This window comes from Cupriavidus basilensis OR16 (assembly GCF_000243095.1).
In the GTDB taxonomy this organism is placed as follows: Bacteria; Pseudomonadota; Gammaproteobacteria; order Burkholderiales; family Burkholderiaceae; genus Cupriavidus; species Cupriavidus basilensis_D.
This window is the reverse complement of the sequence record NZ_AHJE01000031.1, coordinates 47,263-69,941: the sequence shown is the minus strand read 5'-3', so window position 1 is coordinate 69,941 and position 22,679 is coordinate 47,263. Positions and strand designations below refer to the sequence as shown.

The window sequence follows — 22,679 nt, the reverse complement described above, 5'->3', positions numbered from 1 at the left end:
CCGCCAGATAGGCAAAGAGATGGGTGACCTCGGCTTGCGTGGCGGCGGGCGGCGGCGCCGCTGCCGCGGGGGCCATGGGGATCGCCAACGCGGTGGCTAGCAGCAGGACGGACAGCAAGGCAGGTTTCATGTTCACGGAATCGATAAGTCGCATCCGCTGCATTAGAACGGTATTCCTGCTCCGCTTCAAGGCTTGGCGCGCGGACGCAAGCCACTGCCCGAACGGCAAAGCGTACCCGTTTCTGCGTGCGTCAATGCCACGGGCCAACGCCCCGTTTTTCTTTGGGAGAGGTCATGAAACCGGTCTTGTTCGAGGGCTGTGCCGGTTGGCTGCATGAGGCTGCAGGCACCACGGGCGTGGTGCTGTGCAACCCGCACGGCCACGAAGCCATGTGGTCGCACCGGGCTTTTCGCCACCTGGCCGCAGACCTCGCCGCCGTGGGCTTGCCGGTGCTGCGCTTCGACTATCCGGGCACCGGGGACTCCGCCGGCACCGATGCCGATGGCGAGCATATTGCCTGGTGCGTGCACGGCATCCTGGCCGCGGTAGCCACGCTGCGCGAGCAGGCCGGGGTTAGCCGGGTCGTGCTGTGCGGCCTGCGCCTGGGGGCGACGCTGGCCGTGCTCGCCGCCGAGACACTGGCCGCGCGCGAACCCCATGTCGTGACCGGCCTGGTCCTGCTGGCGCCCGTGGTGAGCGGGCGCGCCTATCTGCGCGAGCTGCGCGCGCTGCACACCGGCTGGGTCAACAACGTCATCCCAGACATCGAGCTCACGCCGCCCACCGACGGATCGCTTGAGGTGCTGGCCTATCGCTTCCAGGCCGACACCGTGACGGCGCTCGAAGGCCTGCGCCTGGCCCGCCGCAAGGGCTGCCCCGCGCCGCGCGTGCTGCTGCTCGATGCCTGGCCGGGGGCCACTTCGCCCGTCGCAGAAATGGGTACGCTTTATCGTGGCTCGGGGGCCGAGGTCACGCTGGGCACCTTTGGCGAGTATCCCGGCATGATGCAAGCCGCCGAGTACGCGCAAGTGCCGGAGACGGCCTGGCAAGAGGTGCTGGCCTGGGTACGCCCGGCCATCGCCGCCGGGCGCGGCGGCGCCGCGCGCGGCACGCCCGTGGCAGGCAATGCGAGCGTCGCGCTCGAGTGCGAGGTGGACGGCGCGCGCGAGCAGCGGGTATGGCTGGACCGCGGCAGGCAGTTCGGCATCCTTTGCCAGCCCGCGCGCCGCGGCGCGAGCGATGTCGTGGTGCTCTTTCCCAATACCGGCGGCAATCACCATGTGGGCGACGGGCGGGTCTTCGTGAGCTTGTCCCGCGAGCTGGCACGGCACGGCGTAACCGCATTGCGCCTGGATCTATCCACGCTGGGCGATAGTCCCGCCCCGGCACGCCAGATGAGCATTCCCGCGGTATACGCGCAGAGCGCGTGCGACGATGCCAGCGCCGCCGTCGACTGGCTGCGCGCGCAGGGGTACAAGCGCATCGTCATGGCGGGGGTTTGCTCGGGGGCGTTCATCAGCCTGCACGTGGCGTTGCGCAACCCGGCGGTCAACGGCCTGGTCCTGGCCAACCTGGCGAAATTCCGCTGGGATGACGCCGACACCGCCGCGGTGAACGAACGGGTGCAGTCCATGCGGGGTTACGTGGCAGCCGCGCGCCGCGCGCAGAACTGGCAACGGCTGTGGCGCGGCCAGGTCAAGGTCTGGCCGATCCTGTCGGGCTTTGTTCGCCGATGCACGCGGCGCGTGGTGCAACGCGGCGCAGCCGCCGTTGCGCGCTGGCGCGGCGGCGACGACACCGCCACCGTGACCGGCTTCGCGCGGGCCGCCATGCGGGAGCTAGACCGGCGCGGCGTGCAGACGGATTTCCTCTACGGCATGAGCGATATCGGGCTGGAGGAAGCCAAGGACCGCTTTGGCGGCAACCTGGAAGCGCTGCAGGGCCTGGGCAACATCCGCGTGCGCACCCTGCCCACGTTCGATCATTCGCTGTTCCTTGCCGACAGCCGCGCCGCGTTGGGGGCGCATCTGGTGCGCTATATCGAGGTGCAGCTGGCGCGTGGCGAGCCGGTCGAGGCGAACGAGGCAAATGAGGCAAATGAGGCAAACGAGGACAGGTCCGGCACGCTGGCGGATGCGGTGTCAGGTACGGCGAGCGCGTGAGCGGGGGGCGAGCCGCTGCGCACGCGGGCCTGCCATCGGTGCACCATGCCGTATCCTGTGGGCAAAAATGAAAGCGCCGGAACCCGGCGCTTTCGATTGAGCGCTGCGCGCAGCAGCCCTACCGGCTCTGCACCGTATCCACGTCCTGATACCGATAGTTCAGATACCGGTACTTGCCGAAGTTGTAATGCGCCCGATACCACCGCCCTTGCACATTCAACCCGTTGAACAGCACCCCCTTCACCTCCCCGCCAACCTGCCTGATCGCCCTGCCCGCGGCTTCCAGTTCATCCACGGTAGTCGAGTCGGCACGAGCCACCATGAACACGGCATCCGCCTTGGTAGCAAGGATTCCGGTATCCGAGGCGGCCAGCACCGGCGGCGTGTCGATCAGCACGATGTCGTAATTCGCCTTTAGCGCATTGAGCAGCGCGTCCATCGCGGGACTCAGCAGTAGGTCGGCGGGATGCTCGGGCAGCGTCCCGGTGGGAATGAAATCCAGCCCAGGCACAACCTGTCTGCGCACTGCGGGTTCCACCGGCGCGCCCTGCAGCAACTCGGTCAGGCCGGGGCCGCGGTCGGTGTCGAAGCGCCGGTTCAGGCTGCCCCGCCGCAGGTCAGCGTCGATCAGCACCACGCGCTTGCCGCCGGCGGCGAGCACCGCGGCGAAGTTGGCGCAGATGAATGACTTTCCGACACCCGGCGCCGGGCCCGTCACCAGCACCACCGGATGGCGGTTGCCAAGCAGCGAGAACTGCAAGGCGGTGCGGAAGCTGCGCAAGCTCTCCATGGCGGGATCGTCCGGCATCCGGCAGGCCAGCAGCGAGGCCTTCGGGTCGCCTTGCGTGGCCAGGCGCGACTGTTCCGGGCTGAACGGGATGGTGGAGTACACCGCGAACCCGGTCAGGTTTTCGATATCGTCGGCCTCGGCGACGCCGCCGTCGAGCATGTGGCGCAGGCACACGACGATCAGCGCGCCCACCGTGCCAAGCATGGCCGCGAAAATCACCAGCAACGACCGGTTGGGCCGCACGGGCTGCAAGGGCACTTCGGCCGGGTCGACCATGCGCGCGGTGCCCACCTTGCTGGCCTTGGTCAGCTTGAGCTGCTGGGCGTCGTTGAGCAGCGACTGGTACAGCTCGGTGCTGACCTTGACATCGCGCAGCAGGCGCAGCACGTTTTGCTCCACTTCGGGCAGTTTCTGGATACGCGTGGTCACGCCGGCGAGCGCGGCATTCAGGCTGCCGATCTGCTCATCGATGATGCCGATGCTGGGATGGTTGCCGGTAAAGCGCGTCACCAGTTCCTGGCGTTTCGCGCGCAACTCCTGCAGGCGCGTCTGGATCTGGACGGACTGCGAGAGGATCAGCTTCGACTCTTCGCCCAGGTCGATCGTGCCGCGCTGGTTGCGCAGCGCGTTGTAGCGCGTCTCGGCGGTCTCCACCTGCAGCTTGACCTGCGGCAACTGCTGGTCGAGGAAGGCCAGGGATTTTTCCGCCTCCTCCGCCCTGCGGCGCACGTTCTGGTCGACATACTCGCTGCCGATCTCGTTCAGCGTTGCGGCGATCAGGTCCGGGTCGGGGCCTTCAAGGATGATGCCAATCACACCACTCGACTTGCCGCGCTCGGCAATCTGCAGGGATTGCTGCAACTGTGCAATGGCAATGGCCCGCGGCAGCCGCGTCACGTTGAAGCTGGCGCCTGGATTGCCTTCGAGTTCCGTGATGAGGATCTCGATATTGCCGCGCGAGGTCGGGACAAGAAGCGGCTGGCCGATGGTGCCCGTGGCCATGGTCTGCTCTCCCTTGACCTTCAGCCGGTACCGTTTGCCGTCAAGGGCCGTTACCACCATCCTGGTGCCTTCCAGCCGCGCCGGCATATCGAGACGGCCCACCGTGATGCGTTCGTCGCCCCAGACAAAGCCACCCCAGCCGAAGAGGCCGGGTTCCGACAGGCCGGGGTTATAGCGTGCCAGCGCCTGGCCGATCACCGGAAAGTAACTTGGCTTGGCATCGATGAACAGCTTCAGGCTTTCCACGGCCTTGCCCACCACCATGCGCGAATGCAACAGCTCGATCTCCGCGGCCGCGGCAGGCTTGACGTCGAAGACCGGCGCCACGCTGCCCGCGAGCTTGCTGTTGGCGCCGCTGCCCGTGTCCTCCACCTGCACCACGATATCGGTACGGTAGACGGACTTGGTGAAGAACGCGTAGGTCGCGCCCAGCCCGAAGACCGTGCCTGCGATCAGGATGAAGGTCCAGCGGTAGCGCATCAGCACGTCGAGATAGCCGGTCAGGTCGATCGACTTCTCCCGCTGGGTGTGATGAATCGACCCCTTGCTTGATCAGCCCCAGCACGATCCTGAACATCTTCTGCGAGCAGCCATAGGGATCGGGTACGTCGGCATGCATGAATTCGCAAAGCCGGTAGACCTTGCCGCGTGCATGCGGATACTGGCGCTCAAGCGCTTCTCTTTGTTCCGTGTCCATCACCAGCACCAGGTCGGCGCCGTTGATCATGCCGCCGTCCACGGTGCGCGCGCGGTGCCCGGCGAGATCCAGGCCCTCCTCCGCCAGCAGGCGCACCGTATGCGGGTTGGCGGCGGCGCCCTCCAGCGGGGGCCAGCCCGGCAGAGCTCACCGTGCAGCCGGGCAGCGCGTGGCTCAGCAAGCCCTGCGCCATGGGGCTGCGGCAGGTGTTGCCGATGCAGACAACCAGGATCGAGCGAATCATCGCGGCCTCGCCTACTTGACCACGCTGGCGGCGCTGAAAGCGCCGCTCGTCGATGGCAGCAGCAGGTTGACCACGCGGCTCCAGCGCACCAGCTCGCGCGCGTCGACGTACACCACGTCCTTGGCCTCAAGCTCGAAGCCTTCGGCGATGGCCAGCGCCACCGGCGAGGTGCCGTCCAGGTGGTAGACCTTGGGCTCGCCGTCGGCCGCTTTGCGGATCACGAAAATCTGCTCGGCATTGGCGGAGTTCGGGTTCACGCCGCCGGCGTCGCCAATGGCCTCGTTGAGCGTCATGCGGCCGTTGCGCATCAGCAAGCTGGTGGGACGCACCACTTCGCCGGTGACGAAGATCTTGCTGTCCTCGCGCTGTTCCACGCGCACGATGTCGCCGTTCTTGAGCATGATGCGCGAAGGGTCGATGCCGCGCGCGAGCAGTGCCGGGATGTTGACGTGCCAGCTGCGCTCGCCGCGTGTAATGCGGATGCGGCTGTTGTCGCCCGTCAGGTTGAGCACGCCGCCCGCGCGGTTAAGCGCCTCGATCAGCGTCATTGGCGCGTCGTCGATCGGCTGCATGCCAGGCGTGCGCACTTCGCCGTCCACATAGATGCGCTGGCTGCGGAATGCGAGCACGCGCACCGTCATTTGGGGATCGCGCACCACGCGCGAGAGCACCTTTGCGATCTGGTCGCGCACGTCGTTCGCCGTCCTGCCCGCGACCTTCATCACGCCGGCGTAGGGGAACTGGATATCGCCCTGCGCGCTCACCACATAGCCGGGCACATTGGAGCCGCCACCCACCGCCGGGATTTCATAGGCGGCCCCGATGCTGTAGGTCTGGTTGGGGAAGACCAGCTCCGGGTGATCCCACACCACCACCGAGACGATATCGCCCGGGCCGATGAGATAGGGCTGCGGCTTGCCATAGAGTTCGTCAAGCTTTTCGACCTCGCGTTGCGCCATGGTGCGCTGGTTGCGCACCACCTCCAGCGTGATCGGTGTGATGTTGGGCATGGCATCCGGCCCGATCGCGGTAACGGGCGCCTTGGGGTCGAAGTGCATGCCCGGCGAGCTCGCGCAGGCGCCAAGCAACAGGGCCGCGCATAGCATGGCTAGGCATGCCAGCGGCCGGCTTCGGCGTTGCGTGTGCGCGTGTTGCCCGTCATGGTCGGTGATCTCGTTCACGGCAGCCTCCGGCATTTGGCGACAGGGACTCGCAAACGCTGCGACAGTCCCCCGATGCTGTCATCCTAGGAGGCGCGGGCTGCCCAATCGGTGCGCTGTCACACATTGCGCTGCGATGCTGGAGACGGCGTCAGGCGTGGCGCCCAGGTGAGCGCAGGGGGGCGAAGCAAGGCGCAGGACGGATGCTGGAAAGCGCGCCGGAGGACTCGGGCAAAAGACAACGGCGGCAGGATCGTGCCCTGCCGCCGTCGGTTGACCGCGCCGTGACCGCGCCGTGGCTGCGCCTCAGCGCATCGCGGCGGAAGCGCCCGTGCCGTACTCCGCGACCGCGCGCACCGGCCTGTTGTCGGCCGATGAGGCGTTGCGCACGGCCGCGCGCGGCGCGGCTTCGTCGCCGCTGACCCACTCCAGCGACGCGCCACGCTGGAGCGCCGCGTACACCGCCTCGCCCTTGTTGCGCACCTTGAGCCGCTGATACAGGGTGCAGGCGTGGCTCTTGACGGTCGCCACCGAGATATTGAGCATGCGGCTCACGGTCTTGATGGGATGTCCGCGCGCAAGCAGCACTAGCACTTCATATTGCCTTGGCGTGATCTGCAGCATCTCGGCTTCGTCATACGCGGTCTCGCCGTGCCCGCCGCTACCGCCGGCATCGACCGCCGCTGCGCTCTGGCGAGCCGCGGCGGCCACGGATTCGCGCGAGGAAGGCGTGGCCTGGATGCGCACGCCGGCGGGGCTGCACAGCGCGCCCTCGGCCAGTGGCGCCAGCATGGGAACGCGGCCCCCTACGGGATAATTGCCGGCCGACAGGCCCGGCGATCCGCTGCCAGGCGCGCCGGCTTGCCGGTTGTTCTGGCCGCGCACGTATTGCCCGCCGACCATGGCCAGGCGGATGCCAGCTTCCAGCACGGCCAGCGAGGCGGATTTCGGCAGGCAGCCGCAGATGCCTTGCGCCATGGCGAGCGCCGGAATCTGCAGCGGGAGCACATCGGCGAGCAGCAGCAAGCGCTCGGCGGAGAGCACGGAGCGTACCTTGTTGAGCAGTTGCCATCCGGCGTCAGTGTCGGCAGGCATGCCAAACACGAGCAGGTCGCAATGATTGCCATCCAGCAGGGCGACGTCGGCCGGGTCGACGGTGATGACGTGGTCAACGCCATGAATGCGTTCGAGCATTTGCAGCAGCCCGAGACGCAGCAGTGGGTGACCCTCGATGAGCAGTGCGTTCATGTTGTTATTCCCCCCGTATGATTGCGGCAGGAAACAGGTTGAACGCAGCGGAATAATGAACAGCGCGACCCTCGTGGTGCTCCACGCGCGCCGCCCCCGTTTATCCCCGTACCACCGCCAAGCCGGACCGCCCGTTTTTATTGCCGGGAACTGACCGCAAGCCGGAAGGCTGACCCCCTGAACCCACCCCAAAATGCCATTCGTCTTAAAACGAATTAAGGTCATCTTATTGTCTGATCTGCACGAAATCAAGTTGCTTTGGAGGCGCCAAAAATGGGTTGGGGAGCTTTGTATCCATCATCCGGAAAGCCTTGATGGTGGCCGCCTGGCGGGTTACCCGAACGGGTGATGGATAATCGCCAGGATTATGTTTCAAGACTGAAACAGTAATTGGCGAATAATGTTTCACCGCTGTAACGGAAAGGCGTCGCGCTGGCGCTTTCAGGGCCTTTCCGGGTGAATCGCCCGCGCGGCGAATCAATCTTGAAACTCGCCCCGAGGTGGAGTCCGCGATCCACTTGCGCCTAAGGCATGAGGCTTGGGCGGCTACCGCGCGACAAACGGATGAGAGCCATCTCCACCATCAGGATGAGGGGAGGCATCGCTCCGCCGATTGACCCCTTGCACAGCAGCAATGCGGTGCTGGCGGTACCTCGCCGCCGCGCCGCAAGCGACCCTGCGGATACCCCGCGCCGCAAGCCGCCGGTACCCGTCACGGCCGCGTGGCCGCTCATGTGTGGCAGCGAACAGAATCCCGAATCCCGCCCCGGCATCCTCACTGCACGCAGACCGGTCATCCGCCCGGCAAGGCATGCCAGCGGCACCGCTGCGCGTTGGTCCAACGTTGCTCATCTTCACGAGGTTGTCATGGCTTCAGGCACGGCGCAGGATCGTATCAACCAACACGCATGGCGTAGCTGGGGCGCGCGACGGTGGTTCGGCACGGCCAGCGATTGGACCGATCCTGGCGAGGCCGCCGCGATCGCGTGGGTGGCTGACGAAGTACGCGGCCAGCCCATCCTCGACGTGGGCGTGGGTGGCGGGCGCACCGTTGCGCTGCTGCGCGCGCTGAGCGACGACTATACGGCGGTCGACTACATGCCCGAAATGGTCGAGATCTGCCAGCGCAATCATCCCGACGTGCGGGTGATGCAGATGGATGCGCGCAACATGTCGCGCTTTGCGGACAACAGCTTCGCGCTGGTGATGTTCAGCTTCAACGGCATCGATGCGGTTGACTATCCGGGACGCGTCGCCATCCTGCGCGAGTTTGAGCGCGTGCTGCGGCCCGGCGGCATGATGCTGTTCTCCACGCACAATATGCGCGGCCCCAGCTATCGCGAGAATCTCTCGCGCTTCGTGCGCTTTCCGCACCTGTCGGCCAACCCGATCGCGGTCGGCATCGACACCGCGCGGGTGATCTGCAACCTGCCGATTGCCACCTTCAACTACCTGCGGCACTCGCGCCTGAACCGCGAGTTCGATGGTTATGCCATACGGGTTTGCGCTGCGCACAAGTTCGGCATTGTGATTGTCTATACCGAGCTCGCCGCGCAGCAGCGTGCGCTCGCGGAGCTGGGGCTGCATACCGAGGTGGTGTTCGGCAACCTGAACGGCGAGCCGGTGCGCGAAGGCCAGGACCTGCGCGACCTGTACTGGTTTCATTTCATCGCGCGCAAGGCGGCGGCCAGCGAGCCGCCGCCCGCGGCACCCGGAACCCGGCAATGAAGATCCTGCACGTGATCTCGTCGATCGATCCGGGCGGTGGCGGCCCGATCGAAGGCGTGCGCCAGCTGCGCGTGCCCTTGCGTGAGCGCGGCGTGCAGGTGCAGGTGTGCTGCGGCGATGCGCCCGATGCGCCTTGGGTGCGCGATAGCGAGCTCGACGTCATCGCGCTGGGGCCGTCGTCGCTCAAGTACGGCTTCAACCGGCGCATGGTGGCCTGGCTGCGCGCCCACGGCGAAGAGTACGACGCGGTCATCGTCGAAGGGCTGTGGCAGTTCCACGCGCTGGCCGTATGGATTGCGCTGCGTGGCACGCGGGTACCGTATTTTGTGTTTACGCACGGCATGCTGGACCCCTGGTTTCGCGACCACTATCCGCTCAAGCATTTGAAGAAGAGCCTCTACTGGCTGGTCGGGGACTACTGGGTCCTGCGTCACGCGCGCGGCGTGCTGTTCACGTGCAGCGAGGAAAAGTTGCGCTCCAGCGGCGCGTTCTGGCCGTACCGGTGCCGGGAGGTGGTGGCAAGCTACGGCACGGCGCAGCCGCCGCAAGACGGCGCGCCACTGCGCGAGGCCTTCTTCTCTGCCTTCCCCGAGGCGAGCGGCAAGCGCATCGCGCTGTTCCTGGGGCGGATCCACGAGAAAAAGGGCTGCGACCTGCTGGTCGAAGCCTTCGCCGGCGTGGCCGCCGAGCATCCCGCGCTGCACCTGGTGCTGGCCGGACCCTACGACGCCGCGTTGCGCGCAGCACTGGAGCAGCGCATTGCCGCGCAGGGGCTGCGCGCGCGCGTGAGCTGGACCGGCATGCTCAAGGGCGATCTCAAGTGGGGCGCCTTTCACGCGGCCGAGGTGTTCTGCCTGCCTTCGCACCAGGAGAACTTCGGCGTGGCGGTGGCCGAGGCGCTCGGCTGCGGCGTGCCGGTGCTGATCTCCGACAAGGTCAATATCTGGCGCGAGATCGTCGCCGACGGCGCTGGGCTGGTGGGCCCCGACACCGCGCAGGGCGCCACCGCCTGCCTGCGGCAGTGGCTGCGGGCCGAGCCCGCCGCGCAAGCGCGCATGCGCGCCGCCGCGCGGCAATCGTTCGCCCGGCGCTTCCAGTCCGGGCAGGCGGCGCAACGCCTTGTCGACATCATCCATGGCGCGACCGGGGCCGCGCAGCCCGCGCGGCACGCGACGGCGGGATAGAGGGGACAAGGCCATGGTCGCGCCGTCATGCCAAAGCGTCATTGCGCGGGGAGCGCGAGCGCCGTGAAGCTGCTCAACTTCCTCGTCTATGCGGTGCTCTCGCAAGGGATCGGCGCAATCACCGGCCTGCTGCTGGCGCGCTGGCTGGAGGTGGGCGACTACGCCATCTACACCGTGGTTGGCATCATCATGGGCGCCATCGCCATCGTCACCAAGGGCGGCATCCAGCTCGGCCTGAACGCGCTGCTGGGCAAGACCTGGCCGGACCGCGAGCGTGCCGCGGAACTGGCTTGCGCAGCCATGGGCCAGCGCTGGAAGCTCTCCGCCTGGCTGCTGCCTGTGGTGCTGGCGATTGCCGCGTGGCTGCTGTATCGCAACCATGCAGGCGCGATCCTCATCGTGCTGCTGCTGGCGCTGCTGCTGGTGACCTGGTACTTCGACATGCAATCGCGCGTGGTGGACCAGGTGCTGCTGTTTGCCAACCGCGCGCCCGCGCTGCAGGCGCTCGATACCGCTTTATCCGTAGGGCGGCTGGTGCTGTCGTCCGCGCTATACGCGCTGGGCCTGCTCGGCGTGCTGGGCGCGACACTCGTCAACGTGCTGTTCGCGGGGCTGCGCGTGCCGTTCGTCCGACGCTGGATCGCGCGCGAGATACCACTGGCGGCGCAGGCCGGCAGCGCGGGCAAGGCGCACGACAGCCAATACATCGGCCGCATCATGCGGCGGCAATTGCCGCTGGAAGCGTTCTATTGCGTCCAGGGGCAACTGGTGTTCGCCATCGTCGCCTATCACGGCGCGGTCGGGCAAACGGCCTCGCTGGGCGCGCTGTCGCGCATCGGGCAATTGCTGATGCCGGTGGGCGCCGTGGTGTCCGCATACGTGATTCCGCGCTTTGCGCAAGCGCGTGAGGGCGTGCTGCGGCGCTTTGCGGGCTGGGTGGCGCTGGCCTGCCTGCCCGCCGCGGGGCTGGTGCTGCTCGCCGTGGTTTGGCCAGGATTGCTGCTGTGGCTGGTAGGGCCGAACTACGCCTCGCTGGGCGCCGAGCTGGTCATTGCCTGCCTCGGTGCGGGCTGTGCCAGCATGGTCGGCATCGCCTGGCAGTTGCTGGCCAACCGGGGGCTGAATCACTTTGCATTCGTGCAGGTGCCGGTGGTGCTGGCCTGGTGCGCGGTTGCGCCACGCTTGCTCGATCTCACCACGCTCGATGGTGTGTTGTGGTTCCAGCTCGGCCTGTCGTCGGGGCTGGCCGCGGCCATCGTCTGCGAGCTCGCTGCCGCCGTGCGCGCCGGGCGCCTGCTGCCAGCCGACGAGCGCCTTGCCCCCCATGGAGGAAGCACGCAATGAGCGATGCGCCAAGCGTCACGCTGATGGTGTGGTCCCGACCTACCGGCGCCTGGACATGCTCCAGCGCTGCCTGCAGGCAGCGGCGGCGCTCGTGCCGTCGCCGGTCCAGTTGATCGTGGTCTGCCGCGGCGCTGACGATCCGGACACTGCTGCGTGGCTGGCAGATGCGGCACGGGCCCGCTATCCTGCGCTGCAGGTAGTCAAGGTGTTCGAGCCTGGCGTGGTAGCCGCCCTGAACGCCGGCCTGCCGCACGCCACCGGCGAGCTGCTCGCGATCCTGGATGATGACGCATTGCCCCGCGCGGACTGGCTGGCCCGCTTGCTGCCCCATTTTGCCGATGCCGTGGTGGGCGGCGCCGGTGGCCGGGATGTCGTACGCGGCGCCGATGGCCAGCCGCTGGCTGTGCCGGACGTACCGCTGGCCGGCTATCGCGACGGCTGGGGCAGGATCATCGGCGAGACCCATCGGGTGAGCGGCGCACCGCGCGCGGTGGAAACGCTCAAGGGCTGCAACTGGATCCTGCGCCGCGCGGCCTTGGGCACGGCGCGTTTCGACGAGCGGCTGCAGGGCCAGGGCGCGCAGCCCGGCAACGAGACCTGGATGTGCCAGATGCTGCGCCACGCGGGATGGCGCCTGGTTCTCGATCCCGGCGCCATCGTCGATCACTATCCGGCCGTGCGCTACAACTACGAGCGCGAGAGCTATGCGCGCAAGCGCTGCTTCGAGGAGACCTGCAACCTGGTGGCGCTCTCGATGGCGTACGCGTCACCGGCGATGCGCCTGCGGCTTGCGTTGTTCCAGCTGCTGGTGGGGTCTCGCAGTTGCCCGGGCGCCTACTTCCTGGCGCACAGCCTGCTCAAGCGCCCACGCTGCCTGCCCGGCCAACTGCTGGGTGGCTGGGGTGGCTTTGCGCAGGGCGTGCGCCTGGCGGGGACGCTGCGCATGCAGCCGCCGGGCCGGCCCACGCGCTGTGCCGGGCCTGTCGCCGCCGCGGTGCCCGCGGGCGCGAGGCTCGATGGCGCCCCAAGGGGGAGCGAAGCATGAAGGCCCTCGTCACGCATCCCGGCCTGCAGCACTCGCATCAGATGGCACTGGCGCTCTATGAGCACGACATGCTCAAGCAATACTGGTCTGGCGTGCCGGTGCGCGCCCCGGGCGAGGCGCCGCCATGGTGGCTGCCGGCCGCCTATCGCGCCAAGCTGCGCGAGGTGGCGATCCCGAACGCGCTGCGGCGGCACCCGGTGTTCTTTCCGGGCGTGCTAAAGCTCGGCCTGAACCGCTACGTCGGGCGCTCTTCGTCGGCTTACGCGCACCGGGTCTTCCACCTGTTCGACCACTGGGTAGCCGCCCGGGTGGAGGCGGTGCGCCCGGATATCGTGGTGGCCTACGAGAACTCCGCGCTGCGGACCTTCCAGGCGGCGCGGCGCATCGGCGCGCGCTGCGTGCTGGAGGCGCCCGCCGTGCATCACCGCGCAGCCGAAGCCATGGTGCCGGTGGAGGACCGCACCTACCTCGCGCAGATCAACGCGCAAAAGGATGCGGAGATTGCGCTGGCGGACATCATCATCACTTGCTCCGAGTTTGCCGCGCGTACCTACATCGACGCCGGCGTGCCCCCTGCCAAGCTCAAGCCAATCCTGCTTGGCGCAACGCTGCCGGATGACGTGCGCCGCCAGCGCGTCTCCGGCGGCCCGCGCTTCGTGTTCGCCGGGGCAGTGCGCGTGGGCAAAGGCATCGACCTGCTGCTTGACGCGTTCGCGCGGCTGCGCGAGCGCCTGCCGACGGCGGAGCTGATGCTTGCCGGCGCGCTTGTCGAGCCGGCGCTGGGCGAGCGCATCGCTGCCATGCCGGGCGTGCTTCAGCTTGGCGCGTTGCCGCAGCCGGCGCTGTTCCAGGTGTTTGCCGATGCCGATTGCTTCGTGCTGCCGTCGCGCTTCGATTCCTTCGGCATGGTGGTGGCCGAGGCGCTGGCATGCGGCACGCCGGTGCTGCTCTCGGATCGGGTCGGTGCGAAAGAAATCATCGACGAATTCCCGCAGGCCGGCTGGGTGGTGCCGCTCTGCGCGCAGGCACTGTATCAACGCATGCTGGCCCTGGCCACCGATCGCGCGCAGCTGGAGCGTGCGCGCGCCCATGCCCGTGTCGCCGGGCAGAAGTACACCTGGGCGAGGTACCGCCTGAGTGCAGCCGAAACGGTAGCCGCGCTATGCTGAGCCATTCCCTTGCCTATGCGAAACCCGCCGTGCCGGCCCGCCGGGCGCGCGTCACCGTGTTCGGGCGGATCTTCATCACGGTCTTCGTGATTGCCGTGTTCGAGGGCGCCGCGCGCAAGTGGGTCTCGGACTCGCTCACCATGCCGCTGATCCTGCTGCGCGACCTGTTGGTGGTGTATGCGTTGTACCACGCGGTGCGCTACTCGGGCTTTACCCCGGCGCGGCGCACCGTGCGCATGCTGCTGTGGTGGTCGGCCATTGTTTGCTTCTGGGGCTTGCTGCAGCTTGTCGCGGGCATCAACTCGCTGCCCATTTTCCTGATCGGCGTGCGCTTCTGGCTGCTGTACCTGTGGTTTGCCTACGCCGCCGCCGAGCTGCTCGAGGCGCAGGACCTGGACGCGATCTACAAGACCGCGCTTGCCATGCTGCTGTTCATGGCTCCGCTGGCACTGGTGCAGCATTTTCAGCCGCCGGAGAGCTTCCTCAATCGTCAGATCGAGGGCGATCCGGATACGGTCTTCCGCGTGACGGCCGACGTGGTGCGCACCACGGGCACCTTCTCGTTCACGCTGGGCTACACCCTGTTCCTGGCGATCGTCAGCCCCTTCGCGCTGGAGGCGGTGCTGGGCGAGCAGAAGCCGGGGCTCTGGGGCAAGCTGCATTCACTCGCGGTCATCGGCAGCCTGTTCATTGCCTCGCTGGTCAGCGGGTCGCGTTCGGCCATCCTGCTGTTGCCGATCATGTTTGGCATCGCGCTGCTGGCAAGCCTGCGCTACGGCAAGGGAAAACGGCGCAGGGCGGCAGTGTCGTGGGGCATCGTTTCCGTGCTGATGAGCGTGGTCATCGTGCTGTTCGTCAGCTCGGCGGTGGACGCGACCCTGGAGCGCTTCAGTTCCGCGGCGGAGTCGGAGAGCTTTGGCGACCGGGTGGGGTCGATGTTCTTCGGCGTCAACGATGTCTCGGCCGAGCAGAGCCTGCTTGGCAGCGGGCTCGGGCTTGGCAGCAATCTTGCAAACTACTTCCTGCAGACCGGCCTGCTGTTCGTGATCAGCGAAACCGAGACCGGCCGCGTCATCGGCGAGATGGGCCTGGTCGGCTATCTGAGCATCTTGCTCAAGGCGCTTATCTTCGTCAACGGCATGTGGCGCGCATGGCGCGTGGCCAAGCGCACCGGCAACGCCTTTCTTATCCTGATGTGGACCATTGCCATCTTTGGACTGACCTCCTGGCCGGTAGTCGGGCAACTGACAGCCAACGCGCTTGGCTTCGTGTTCGCCGGCATTACGCTGGCGGCCACGCGGCAGGCGAGCCAACGCTTGTACCACCCGGGCTAAGCCCTGCCTCGGATCGGCAGAGCGAAGTCACGACCTGAAACACGACACGGCATCGGCCGGCTATCCGCGCACCTTCCAATCACCATGAAAATCATCTTGTTGGGTCACCCCGCTTTTTCGGCAGCCACAGCATGGACCGCTTTGCCGCGATGATCATCGATGGCATGCGCGCACGCGGCCACCAGGCCGAACTATGGACACCGGCCGCCGTGATGTGCCGGCTGCCGGCGCGGGGCGGGCTGCGCAAATGGCTGGGCTACATCGACCAGTACATCCTGTTCCCGATGCTCGCGCTTTGGCGCCTGCGCAAGGTCGACAAGGACACCTTGCTGGTGCTGGCCGATCATGCGCTGGGCATCTGGATGCCGCTGCTGCGCCATCGTCCGCACGTGGTGCATTGCCACGATTTCATTGCCCTGCGCACGCTCGCCGGCGAGTTTCCCGAGCACGGTCTCTCGCCCAGCGGGCGCACCTACCAGTCGCTGATCCGCTGGGGCCTGGCGCAGGGAAAGGCCTTTGTCGCCGTCTCCAACAAGACCATGCGCGACCTGCGGCGGCTGCATCCGTGCGCGCCGGAGGCGGCGTGGGTGGTCTACAACGGCATGAACTACCCGTTCCACAGGATGGGCACCCTCGAGGCGCTGGCCTGCCTGCAGCGTGCCGGCGCGCCGGCCGATCCGCAAGGCCTGCTGGTGCATATCGGCGGCAACCAGTGGTACAAGAATCGCGAAGGCGTGCTGGCGCTATACCTCGCTTATTGCCGCCAGTGCCGCCAGAGCCGCCAGCGCCGGGTGCTGTGGATGATCGGTGGCGAGCCCACCGCGGAGATGCGCGCGCAGGGCGAGCGCGCTGCCACCCTCGGCGGCAGCGTGTGCTTCTTGACGGGGCTGCCCACCGAGGCGGTGCAGGCAGCCTATTCGTTGGCCGCCGTGATGCTGTTTCCAAGCCTGGAAGAAGGCTTTGGCTGGCCCATTATCGAAGCCATGGCATGCGGCTCGCCGGTGCTGACCACCAACCGCGCGCCGATGACCGAGATCGGCGGCAACCTGGTGCAGTTGCTCGAGCCGATGGCTAGCGGTGACATGGAAGGTTGGGCGCAACGCGGCGCGGACAAGCTGGCCGAGATGCTCGCATGGCCGCAAGCGCGGCGCGCCGAAGTGGCCGCGCGCTCGATCGCGTGGGCCACCAACTTTTCCACGGAGAAGGCGATCGACCAGTACGAGAGCATCTATCTCGGCGTGCTGGCAGCCGCGTCGGTGGAAGACCGCGTCTCCGTGGATGCTTGAGCGGGGGCGCGTGGCGCAGGCTACTCGCTGCCTGCCCCGGCGGCGGTGGGCGCGCCAGCGGGCTGGCGCCTGACCAGCGCGAACAATGCCCTCTCCAGTTCGCCCAGCACCATGTCGCGGTCCAGGTGCTGCCCGGCCCAGCGGTGCCCCGCGTCGCCCAGGTGCGCGCGCAGCGCGGGCTGCGCCGCCAGCGTGTCGATGGCACTGGCCAGCGCGGCCGCGTCGCCCGGCGGCACCAGCACGCCGCATTGCGCGACCACCCGGCCAAGCTCCGTGTTGGGCTGAGCAGTGGCGATCACCGGGCGGGCGCTGGCCAGCATGCCGGTCAGCTTCGAGGGCATGACCAGGTCGGCGGCGCCGGCGCGTTGCGGCAGCAGGTGGATGTCCGCGGCGGCCAGCAGCGATGCAAACATGTCGGCGGGCTGCAAGGGCAGGAACCGCACCTGTGGCAGCCCCGCGCAAGCGGCCTCCAGCGCCGGGCGCCCGGCGCCGTCGCCGCAGAAGATGAAGTGCAGGCGGCTGCGGCCGTCGAGCAGGCGTGCCGCTTCGGCTATGATATCCAGCCCCTGCTTGGCGCCCATATTGCCCGAGTACAACGCCACCACGGCGTCAGCCGGAATACCCAGCGTGCGCCGCGCTAGCGTGGCGCTGCCGGCGCCGATTTCCCGCAGATCGACCCAGTTGGGCAGCATGGCCGTGCGCTCGGGCTCCGTGCCTTTGCCGCGCGCCAGCGAGACCATGGCCTGCGAGATCGACGAGACCCGGTCAAAGCGCGCCATCAGCTGACGTTCCACGCGCTGCGCCAGGCGGCGCAGCCAGGGCTGGCGCAGCAGCCCCAGCGCGAAGGCCGCGTCGACCTCGTAGTCCTGCACATGCAGCCAGGTCTTGCAGCCGCTCCAGTGCGCGAACAGCAATGCGGCCGGCGCGCACATCAGCGGGGGTTCCACCACGAACAGCACGTCCGGGCGCCAGCGCAACTGGGCCATCAGGCTGGGCAGGCTTGCCACGGCAAAGCTCGCCAGGTGCAGCAGCCGCGTGACGCCGCCAGGCTTGCGCGGCACCCACAGCGGCGCGCGATACACCTCGACCCAGCGCCGCCGCTCGCGGCGGTATTGCCAGGCACGATAGCCCTCGCCTACGCGCCACGCCGGATAGTACGGCGGTGCGGTGACCACCCGTACCTCATGGCCGCGCGCCGCGAGCCACTCGGCCTGCTCGCAGGTGTACTTGCCGATGCCGGTCAGCTCGGGCGCATAGTTAAGGCAGTACATGAGTATCTTCATGGCAACGGTAGCGTCAGTGGCGTCAATGGCGTCAATGGCGCCAATGGCGCCGGTGCCCTGTGCGGCGGTACGCGGGCGTTAAGCCACTGCGGACCAGGAGCGTGGCGGTGCATGCCGGCGCGCTCCTAGTCCGCGGCCATGATCCGCACGCAGCCGGCGGCGATGGCCCTGCCCGCGGACGCGGGGGAGTCCTCCAGTGCGGCGGCCTGGCAGCGCGCGGCGGTGGCGGCGGCATCGGCAAAACGCGTGGGGACCTGCGCCAGGCACTTGGCCAGCGCACCGGCGTCGCCCGCCTTGAAGTACAGGCCGGTGATGCCGTCGCGGATGAGTTCGCCGGCGTCGTCGTTGTTCACGCTCACCAGCACCGGGCAGCCATAGCTCAGCGCCTCGCGTACCAGCGGATGCCAGCGCTGCGCGGCATCGGGCAGTACCAGGCAGCTTGCCTTGCGGTACTCGGCGGCGAAGTCCGCCGGCGCCATCGCGCCCAGGAAGCGTATCGACGCCCCCAGCCCGAGCGCGTCGGCCATGGTGCGCAGCCGGCCATAGGCGTGGCCGGTGCCCACCAGCGACATCGTGGCCGCCGGCCATGCCTGCCGCGCGCCGGCAAAGGCGTGGAGCAGCAGCACCAGGGCCGGATCGTGCGTAAGGTTGCCGACATGCAGGAAGTGCGGCGCATGCGGCGGCGGTGCGTGCTCGACCCGCGAGCGCAGTTCGGCGGCGGCGTTGAAGCCGTCCGGCAGCACGGCTGGCGGGCGGCAGGCAAAGATCTTGCGCGGTGGCACAGCGGCGGCGATGGCACGCGCACAGCCGCGCTCGCTGCCCACGAAGACGCCCTGGCAATGGCGCAGCAAGACCGCGTCGGCCAGCGCGCCAAGGCGGCCGGGAACGCTAGCAAAGGCGGCGCCATGGAAGAATGCCGCGCGCCGCCGGCCCAGGGCCATGCTGGCCAGCAGCATGGCCCAGTTCTCCAGCCGGCTCTGGCCCGCCAACACCACCAGCGCGCCGGGACTGAGCGAGATGGCGCGCATCTGTTGCAGGCAGCGCCGCCACCGGCCAGCATCGGCGCTGCCAGTGGGAAAGACGACCTGCCCGGGCCAGAGCGCGCCGGGATGCGCTGCCGCGCCGCTGGCGGTCGAGGTAGCTGGCGCGGTGGACGCGGCAGGCGCAGCGGCCTGGGGCCGTGCACGCTTGCCGGGATGGCGGAGCAAGGGTTTCATGTCAGGCCTCCACGGGTTGTGCGGGCGCCGTGCCATGCGCCAGCCTTCCGCTTTGCAATGCGTCCAGGTAAGCCAGGCGCAGGCCGTCGCGCAGCGCCACGGCCGGTTGCCAGCCGGTGGCGGCGAGCGCCGCGCAGTCAAGCCGCTTGCGCGGCGTGCCGTCGGGCTTGCCGCTGTCGAAGACAATGTCGCCGCGAAAGCTCACGGTCTGCGCCACCAGCCCCGCCAGTTCGCGGATGCTGACTTCCTCATCGCTGCCTACGTTCAGGAATCCGGCCGGCGCGGTCTGGCGGTATGCGTCTTCGGGCAGTGCCATCACATGCAGGCATGCCGCGGCCAGGTCGTCCGCGTAAAGGAACTCGCGCAACGGCGTGCCGCTGCCCCATACCGTCACGCACCGGGCGTGCGCCATGCCGGCTTCGTGGAAGCGCCGCAGCAGGCCTGGTATCACGTGGCTGTTGTCGGGGTGATAGTTGTCGCCCGGGCCGTAGAGGTTGGTCGGCATCACGCAGCGGTAGTCGGTGCGGTACTGGCGGTTGTAGCTCTCGCACAGCGCAATCCCGGCGATCTTGGCCAGGGCGTAGGGCGCATTGGTGGGCTCGAGTGGCCCGGTGAGCAGCGCGGCTTCGCCGATGGGCTGGGGCGCGAACTTAGGGTAGATGCAGCTCGATCCGAGGAACAGCAGGCGCGCGACGCCCGCGCGCCATGCCTCGTGGATGACGTTGGCCGCGATCATCAGGTTCTGCTGGATGAACTCGGCCGGATAGGTGCGGTTGGCGTGGATGCCGCCCACGCGGGCGGCTGCCAGATAGACTGCGTCGACGGCCGCGGTGGCAAAGAACGCGCGTACCTGCTGCTGGTCGGTGAGGTCGAGCTCGGCGTGGCTGCGCGTGATGACGCTGGCCTGTCCGCGTGCCTCCAGCGCGCGCACGATGGCCGAGCCAACCATGCCGCGGTGTCCCGCCACGAACACACGCGATGGCCGCGCAGGCGGGGGCGCCGATGACGATGTGGGATCGTTTGACACTGCGGTGCCGGTTTCACTCATGATGGTCGTAAGCCCGGAACCCAGCCAGCTTGACGAACGCATCGCGCCGCGCCGCGGCGAAGTCCGCCTCCACCATCTCCCGCACCAACGCCGCGAAGCTGGTGCGCGGCGACCAGCCCAGCTGTTCGCGCGCCTTGCTGGCATCGCCCAGCAATGTCTCTACCTCGGTGGGCCGGAAGTAACGCGCATCCACCCGTATGATCACATCGCCTACCTTGCAGCGCGCAACCACCGGGCCGGTGGCGGCATCGACGCGCTCCACCACGCCCACCTCATCGGCGCCGTTGCCCTCGAAGCGCACCGTGATGCCGAGCTCCAGCGAGGCCAGCTGCACGAACTCGCGCACGCTGTGCTGCTCGCCGCTGGCGATCACATAGTCCTCGGCCGTGTCCTGCTGCAGCATCAGCCACTGCATTTCCACGTAGTCGCGTGCGTGGCCCCAGTCGCGCAGGGCCGACAGGTTGCCGAGATACAGCGTGTCCTGCAGCCCTAGCGCGATGCGCGCGATCGCCCGCGTGATCTTGCGCGTGACGAAGGTCTCGCCGCGCACCGGGCTTTCATGGTTGAACAGGATGCCGTTGCAGGCATACATGCCGTAGGCCTCGCGATAGTTCACCGTGATCCAGTAGGCGTACAGCTTGGCGGCGGCATAGGGGCTGCGCGGGTAGAACGGGGTGGTCTCCTTTTGCGGTGTTTCCTGCACCAGGCCGTACAGCTCGGACGTGGACGCCTGGTAAAAGCGAGTTTGTTTCTCCAGGCCAAGGATGCGCACGGCTTCGAGCAGGCGCAGCGTGCCCAGCGCATCCGTGTTCGCGGTGTACTCCGGCTCCTCGAACGACACCTGCACATGGCTTTGCGCCGCCAGGTTGTAGATCTCGTCGGGTTGCGATTGCTGCACCACCCGCACCAGGCTGGCGGTGTCGGTCATGTCCCCGTGATGCAGGATCAGGTTGCGCCTGGGCGCTTGCGGATCCTGGTACAGGTGGTCGATGCGCTCGGTATTGAACAGCGAACTGCGGCGCTTGATGCCGTGTACCTCGTAGCCTTTGGCAATCAGCAGCTCGCACAGGTAGGCACCGTCCTGCCCGGTGATGCCGGTGATCAGCGCGCGGCGCGGGCGTTGCGCCCCGCCGCTGCCGGCGTTGCCGCTGGCTTCGGGCTGCAGCTCGCTGGTGGCGAGCCGGCCAAGGGGTTCGAGGTCATGTGCGCCCATAGATATCTGCCATCCGGATGATGTCGTCTTCGCCAAGGTAGGAGCCGGACTGGATCTCGATCAGTTCGAGCGGGATCCGGCCGGGGTTTTCAAGGCTGTGCGTCTCGCCGATCGGGATATACGTGGATTGGTCTTCGGTCAGCAGGTACTCGACGTCGCCGCGGCGCACGCGCGCCGTGCCGGAAACCACCACCCAGTGTTCGGCACGGTGGTGATGCAGTTGCAGCGAGAGCTTGGCGCCGGGTTTGACCGTGATGCGCTTGACCTGATAGCGCGTGCCGTGGTCCACGGCGTCGTAGGCGCCCCAGGGCCGGTATACCTTGCGGTGCTGGGTGGCCTCGGGGCGGCCCTGGGCGCGCACCGTTTCCACCAGTTGCTTCACGTCCTGGCAGTGATCCTTGTGGACCACCAGCACCACGTCCGGCGTTTCCACCACCATCACGTCGTCCAGGCCCGCGACCGCCACCATGCGGTGCGAGGCGTGGACGAGGCAGCCCTGCGCGTGGTGCGTGACCACGTCGCCGATCGCCACGTTGCCGTCGGCGGTCTTCTCGGCGGCCTTCCAGACCGCATCCCAGGAACCCACATCGCTCCAGCCGGCCGACAGCGGTGCCATTTGCGCGTCGCGCAGGTGTTCCATCACGGCGTAGTCGATCGAGTCGGAGCGGCAGGCGGCGAAGGCATCGGCGTCGAGCCGGAAGAAGTCCAGGTCGCGGTGGCCGCGCACCATCGCCTCTTGCGCGGCCAGCAGGATATCGGGGGCGAACCGCTCCAGCGCGGCGAGATAGACGGAGGCGCGGAACAGGAAGATGCCGCTGTTCCAGAAGCAGTTGCCTTCCTGCAGGTAGCCGGTGGCCATTTCCAGCGAGGGTTTCTCGACGAAGCGCGCGACCGAAAGCAAGTCGGCCGTATTGCTGGGCACCGCCTTGATATAGCCGTAGCCGGTGGCGGCGAACGTGGGTACCACGCCCAGCGTCACCACCACGCCGGCCGCGGCCACGGCGCTGCCCTGGCATACGGTCTGGGTGAAGGCGGCGCGGTCGCGGATCAGGTGATCGGAGGGCAGCACCAGCAGCACCGGGTCGCCGCCGCCGCTGCGTGCCTGCAGCGCGGCCACCGCCGCGGCGGGCGCGGTATTGCGAGGATGCGGCTCGAGCACGATGGCGGACAGCGCGCAGCCTGCCTCGCGCGCCTGTTCGGCCACGACGAAACGATGCGCTTCATTGCTGACCAGGATGGGATCCTGCACGCCGGGAATCTCCCGTACGCGCAGCAGGGTGTCCTGCAGCAGCGAGTCCTTTCCGAGCAGGCGCAGGAACTGCTTGGGATAGCCGTCACGGGATAATGGCCACAGCCGCGAGCCCGCGCCGCCACACAGGATGACCGGTACGATCTGCTTATCGTCTGCCATGGCATGTCTCCTTCACGCAGCACGAAGCCTGGCTCGCGTTCGCGGCGAGCCGGGTGACGGGTAGTGAGGTGACTGTAATGCCGGGCCGCGGGGGGGACTGTTGGCTAGCACAC

The 22,679-nt window shown here is 67.9% G+C and carries 16 protein-coding genes and 1 pseudogene; 8 read left to right on the top strand and 9 right to left on the bottom strand.

All coding sequences use genetic code 11. The features are described 5' to 3' along the window. Positions 1-294: 294 nt before the first annotated feature. Positions 295-2,163: an alpha/beta fold hydrolase gene (locus OR16_RS12685; protein WP_006158363.1), complete on the top strand. Its 1,869-nt coding sequence runs from the start codon at positions 295-297 to the stop codon at positions 2,161-2,163. Between the two features lie 118 nt (positions 2,164-2,281). Here the strand turns inward: OR16_RS12685 and OR16_RS12680 are convergent, their stop codons facing one another. From OR16_RS12680 to OR16_RS12670, 4 genes and pseudogenes are all read right to left on the bottom strand, one after another. Then, entirely contained in the window at positions 2,282-4,492 is a 2,211-nt protein-coding gene (locus OR16_RS12680) for a polysaccharide biosynthesis tyrosine autokinase (protein WP_043419515.1), read from the bottom strand. Positions 4,493-4,553: 61 nt separating this feature from the next. Further along, positions 4,554-4,748: pseudogene (locus OR16_RS48210) on the bottom strand (low molecular weight phosphotyrosine protein phosphatase); the annotation flags it as partial. A 159-nt stretch (positions 4,749-4,907) separates the two neighbouring features. Next, a complete protein-coding gene (locus OR16_RS12675; RefSeq protein WP_043419552.1) occupies positions 4,908-6,002 on the bottom strand; it encodes a polysaccharide biosynthesis/export family protein in 1,095 nt (364 codons plus the stop codon). 360 nt (positions 6,003-6,362) lie between these two features. Beyond that, the gene (locus tag OR16_RS12670) at positions 6,363-7,304 is read right to left on the bottom strand and encodes a response regulator transcription factor (protein WP_006158360.1); all 942 of its coding nucleotides are present in this window, start codon (positions 7,302-7,304) and stop codon (positions 6,363-6,365) included. 867 nt (positions 7,305-8,171) lie between these two features. Between OR16_RS12670 and OR16_RS12665 the strand changes: the two genes are divergently transcribed. From OR16_RS12665 to OR16_RS12635, 7 genes are all read left to right on the top strand, one after another. Then, positions 8,172-9,032: a class I SAM-dependent methyltransferase gene (locus OR16_RS12665; protein ID WP_043419549.1), complete on the top strand. Its 861-nt coding sequence runs from the start codon at positions 8,172-8,174 to the stop codon at positions 9,030-9,032. Next, positions 9,029-10,216: a glycosyltransferase gene (locus OR16_RS12660; RefSeq protein WP_006158358.1), complete on the top strand. Its 1,188-nt coding sequence runs from the start codon at positions 9,029-9,031 to the stop codon at positions 10,214-10,216. The genes OR16_RS12665 and OR16_RS12660 overlap by 4 nt, the downstream gene beginning before the upstream one ends. Before the next feature lie 63 nt (positions 10,217-10,279). After that, complete coding sequence (locus OR16_RS12655; protein WP_006158357.1) at positions 10,280-11,560, top strand: hypothetical protein; 1,281 nt, start codon at positions 10,280-10,282, stop codon at positions 11,558-11,560. Further along, positions 11,541-12,605: a glycosyltransferase family 2 protein gene (locus OR16_RS12650; RefSeq protein ID WP_050982951.1), complete on the top strand. Its 1,065-nt coding sequence runs from the start codon at positions 11,541-11,543 to the stop codon at positions 12,603-12,605. The genes OR16_RS12655 and OR16_RS12650 overlap by 20 nt, the downstream gene beginning before the upstream one ends. Next, positions 12,602-13,774, top strand: a complete 1,173-nt coding sequence (locus tag OR16_RS12645) for a glycosyltransferase family 4 protein (protein WP_006158355.1) — start codon at positions 12,602-12,604, stop codon at positions 13,772-13,774. The genes OR16_RS12650 and OR16_RS12645 overlap by 4 nt, the downstream gene beginning before the upstream one ends. Continuing rightward, positions 13,768-15,108, top strand: a complete 1,341-nt coding sequence (locus tag OR16_RS12640) for a hypothetical protein (RefSeq protein WP_006158354.1) — start codon at positions 13,768-13,770, stop codon at positions 15,106-15,108. The genes OR16_RS12645 and OR16_RS12640 overlap by 7 nt, the downstream gene beginning before the upstream one ends. Before the next feature lie 131 nt (positions 15,109-15,239). After that, positions 15,240-16,394: a glycosyltransferase gene (locus tag OR16_RS12635; protein WP_006158353.1), complete on the top strand. Its 1,155-nt coding sequence runs from the start codon at positions 15,240-15,242 to the stop codon at positions 16,392-16,394. Between the two features lie 20 nt (positions 16,395-16,414). Here the strand turns inward: OR16_RS12635 and OR16_RS12630 are convergent, their stop codons facing one another. The 5 genes from OR16_RS12630 to OR16_RS12610 form a co-directional block, all read right to left on the bottom strand. Continuing rightward, a complete protein-coding gene (locus tag OR16_RS12630; RefSeq protein ID WP_043419513.1) occupies positions 16,415-17,677 on the bottom strand; it encodes a glycosyltransferase WbuB in 1,263 nt (420 codons plus the stop codon). Positions 17,678-17,802: 125 nt separating this feature from the next. Continuing rightward, complete coding sequence (locus tag OR16_RS12625) at positions 17,803-18,894, bottom strand: glycosyltransferase (protein ID WP_006158351.1); 1,092 nt, start codon at positions 18,892-18,894, stop codon at positions 17,803-17,805. Position 18,895: 1 nt separating this feature from the next. After that, complete coding sequence (locus OR16_RS12620; RefSeq protein WP_081488763.1) at positions 18,896-19,942, bottom strand: GDP-L-fucose synthase family protein; 1,047 nt, start codon at positions 19,940-19,942, stop codon at positions 18,896-18,898. Continuing rightward, positions 19,935-21,155 (bottom strand): GDP-mannose 4,6-dehydratase, encoded by a 1,221-nt coding sequence (gene gmd, locus OR16_RS12615; protein ID WP_006158349.1) that lies wholly within the window; start codon positions 21,153-21,155, stop codon positions 19,935-19,937. Before gmd ends, OR16_RS12620 begins: the two co-directional genes overlap by 8 nt. Beyond that, positions 21,142-22,566: a mannose-1-phosphate guanylyltransferase/mannose-6-phosphate isomerase gene (locus tag OR16_RS12610; protein WP_006158348.1), complete on the bottom strand. Its 1,425-nt coding sequence runs from the start codon at positions 22,564-22,566 to the stop codon at positions 21,142-21,144. The genes gmd and OR16_RS12610 overlap by 14 nt, the downstream gene beginning before the upstream one ends. Positions 22,567-22,679: the final 113 nt, after the last annotated feature.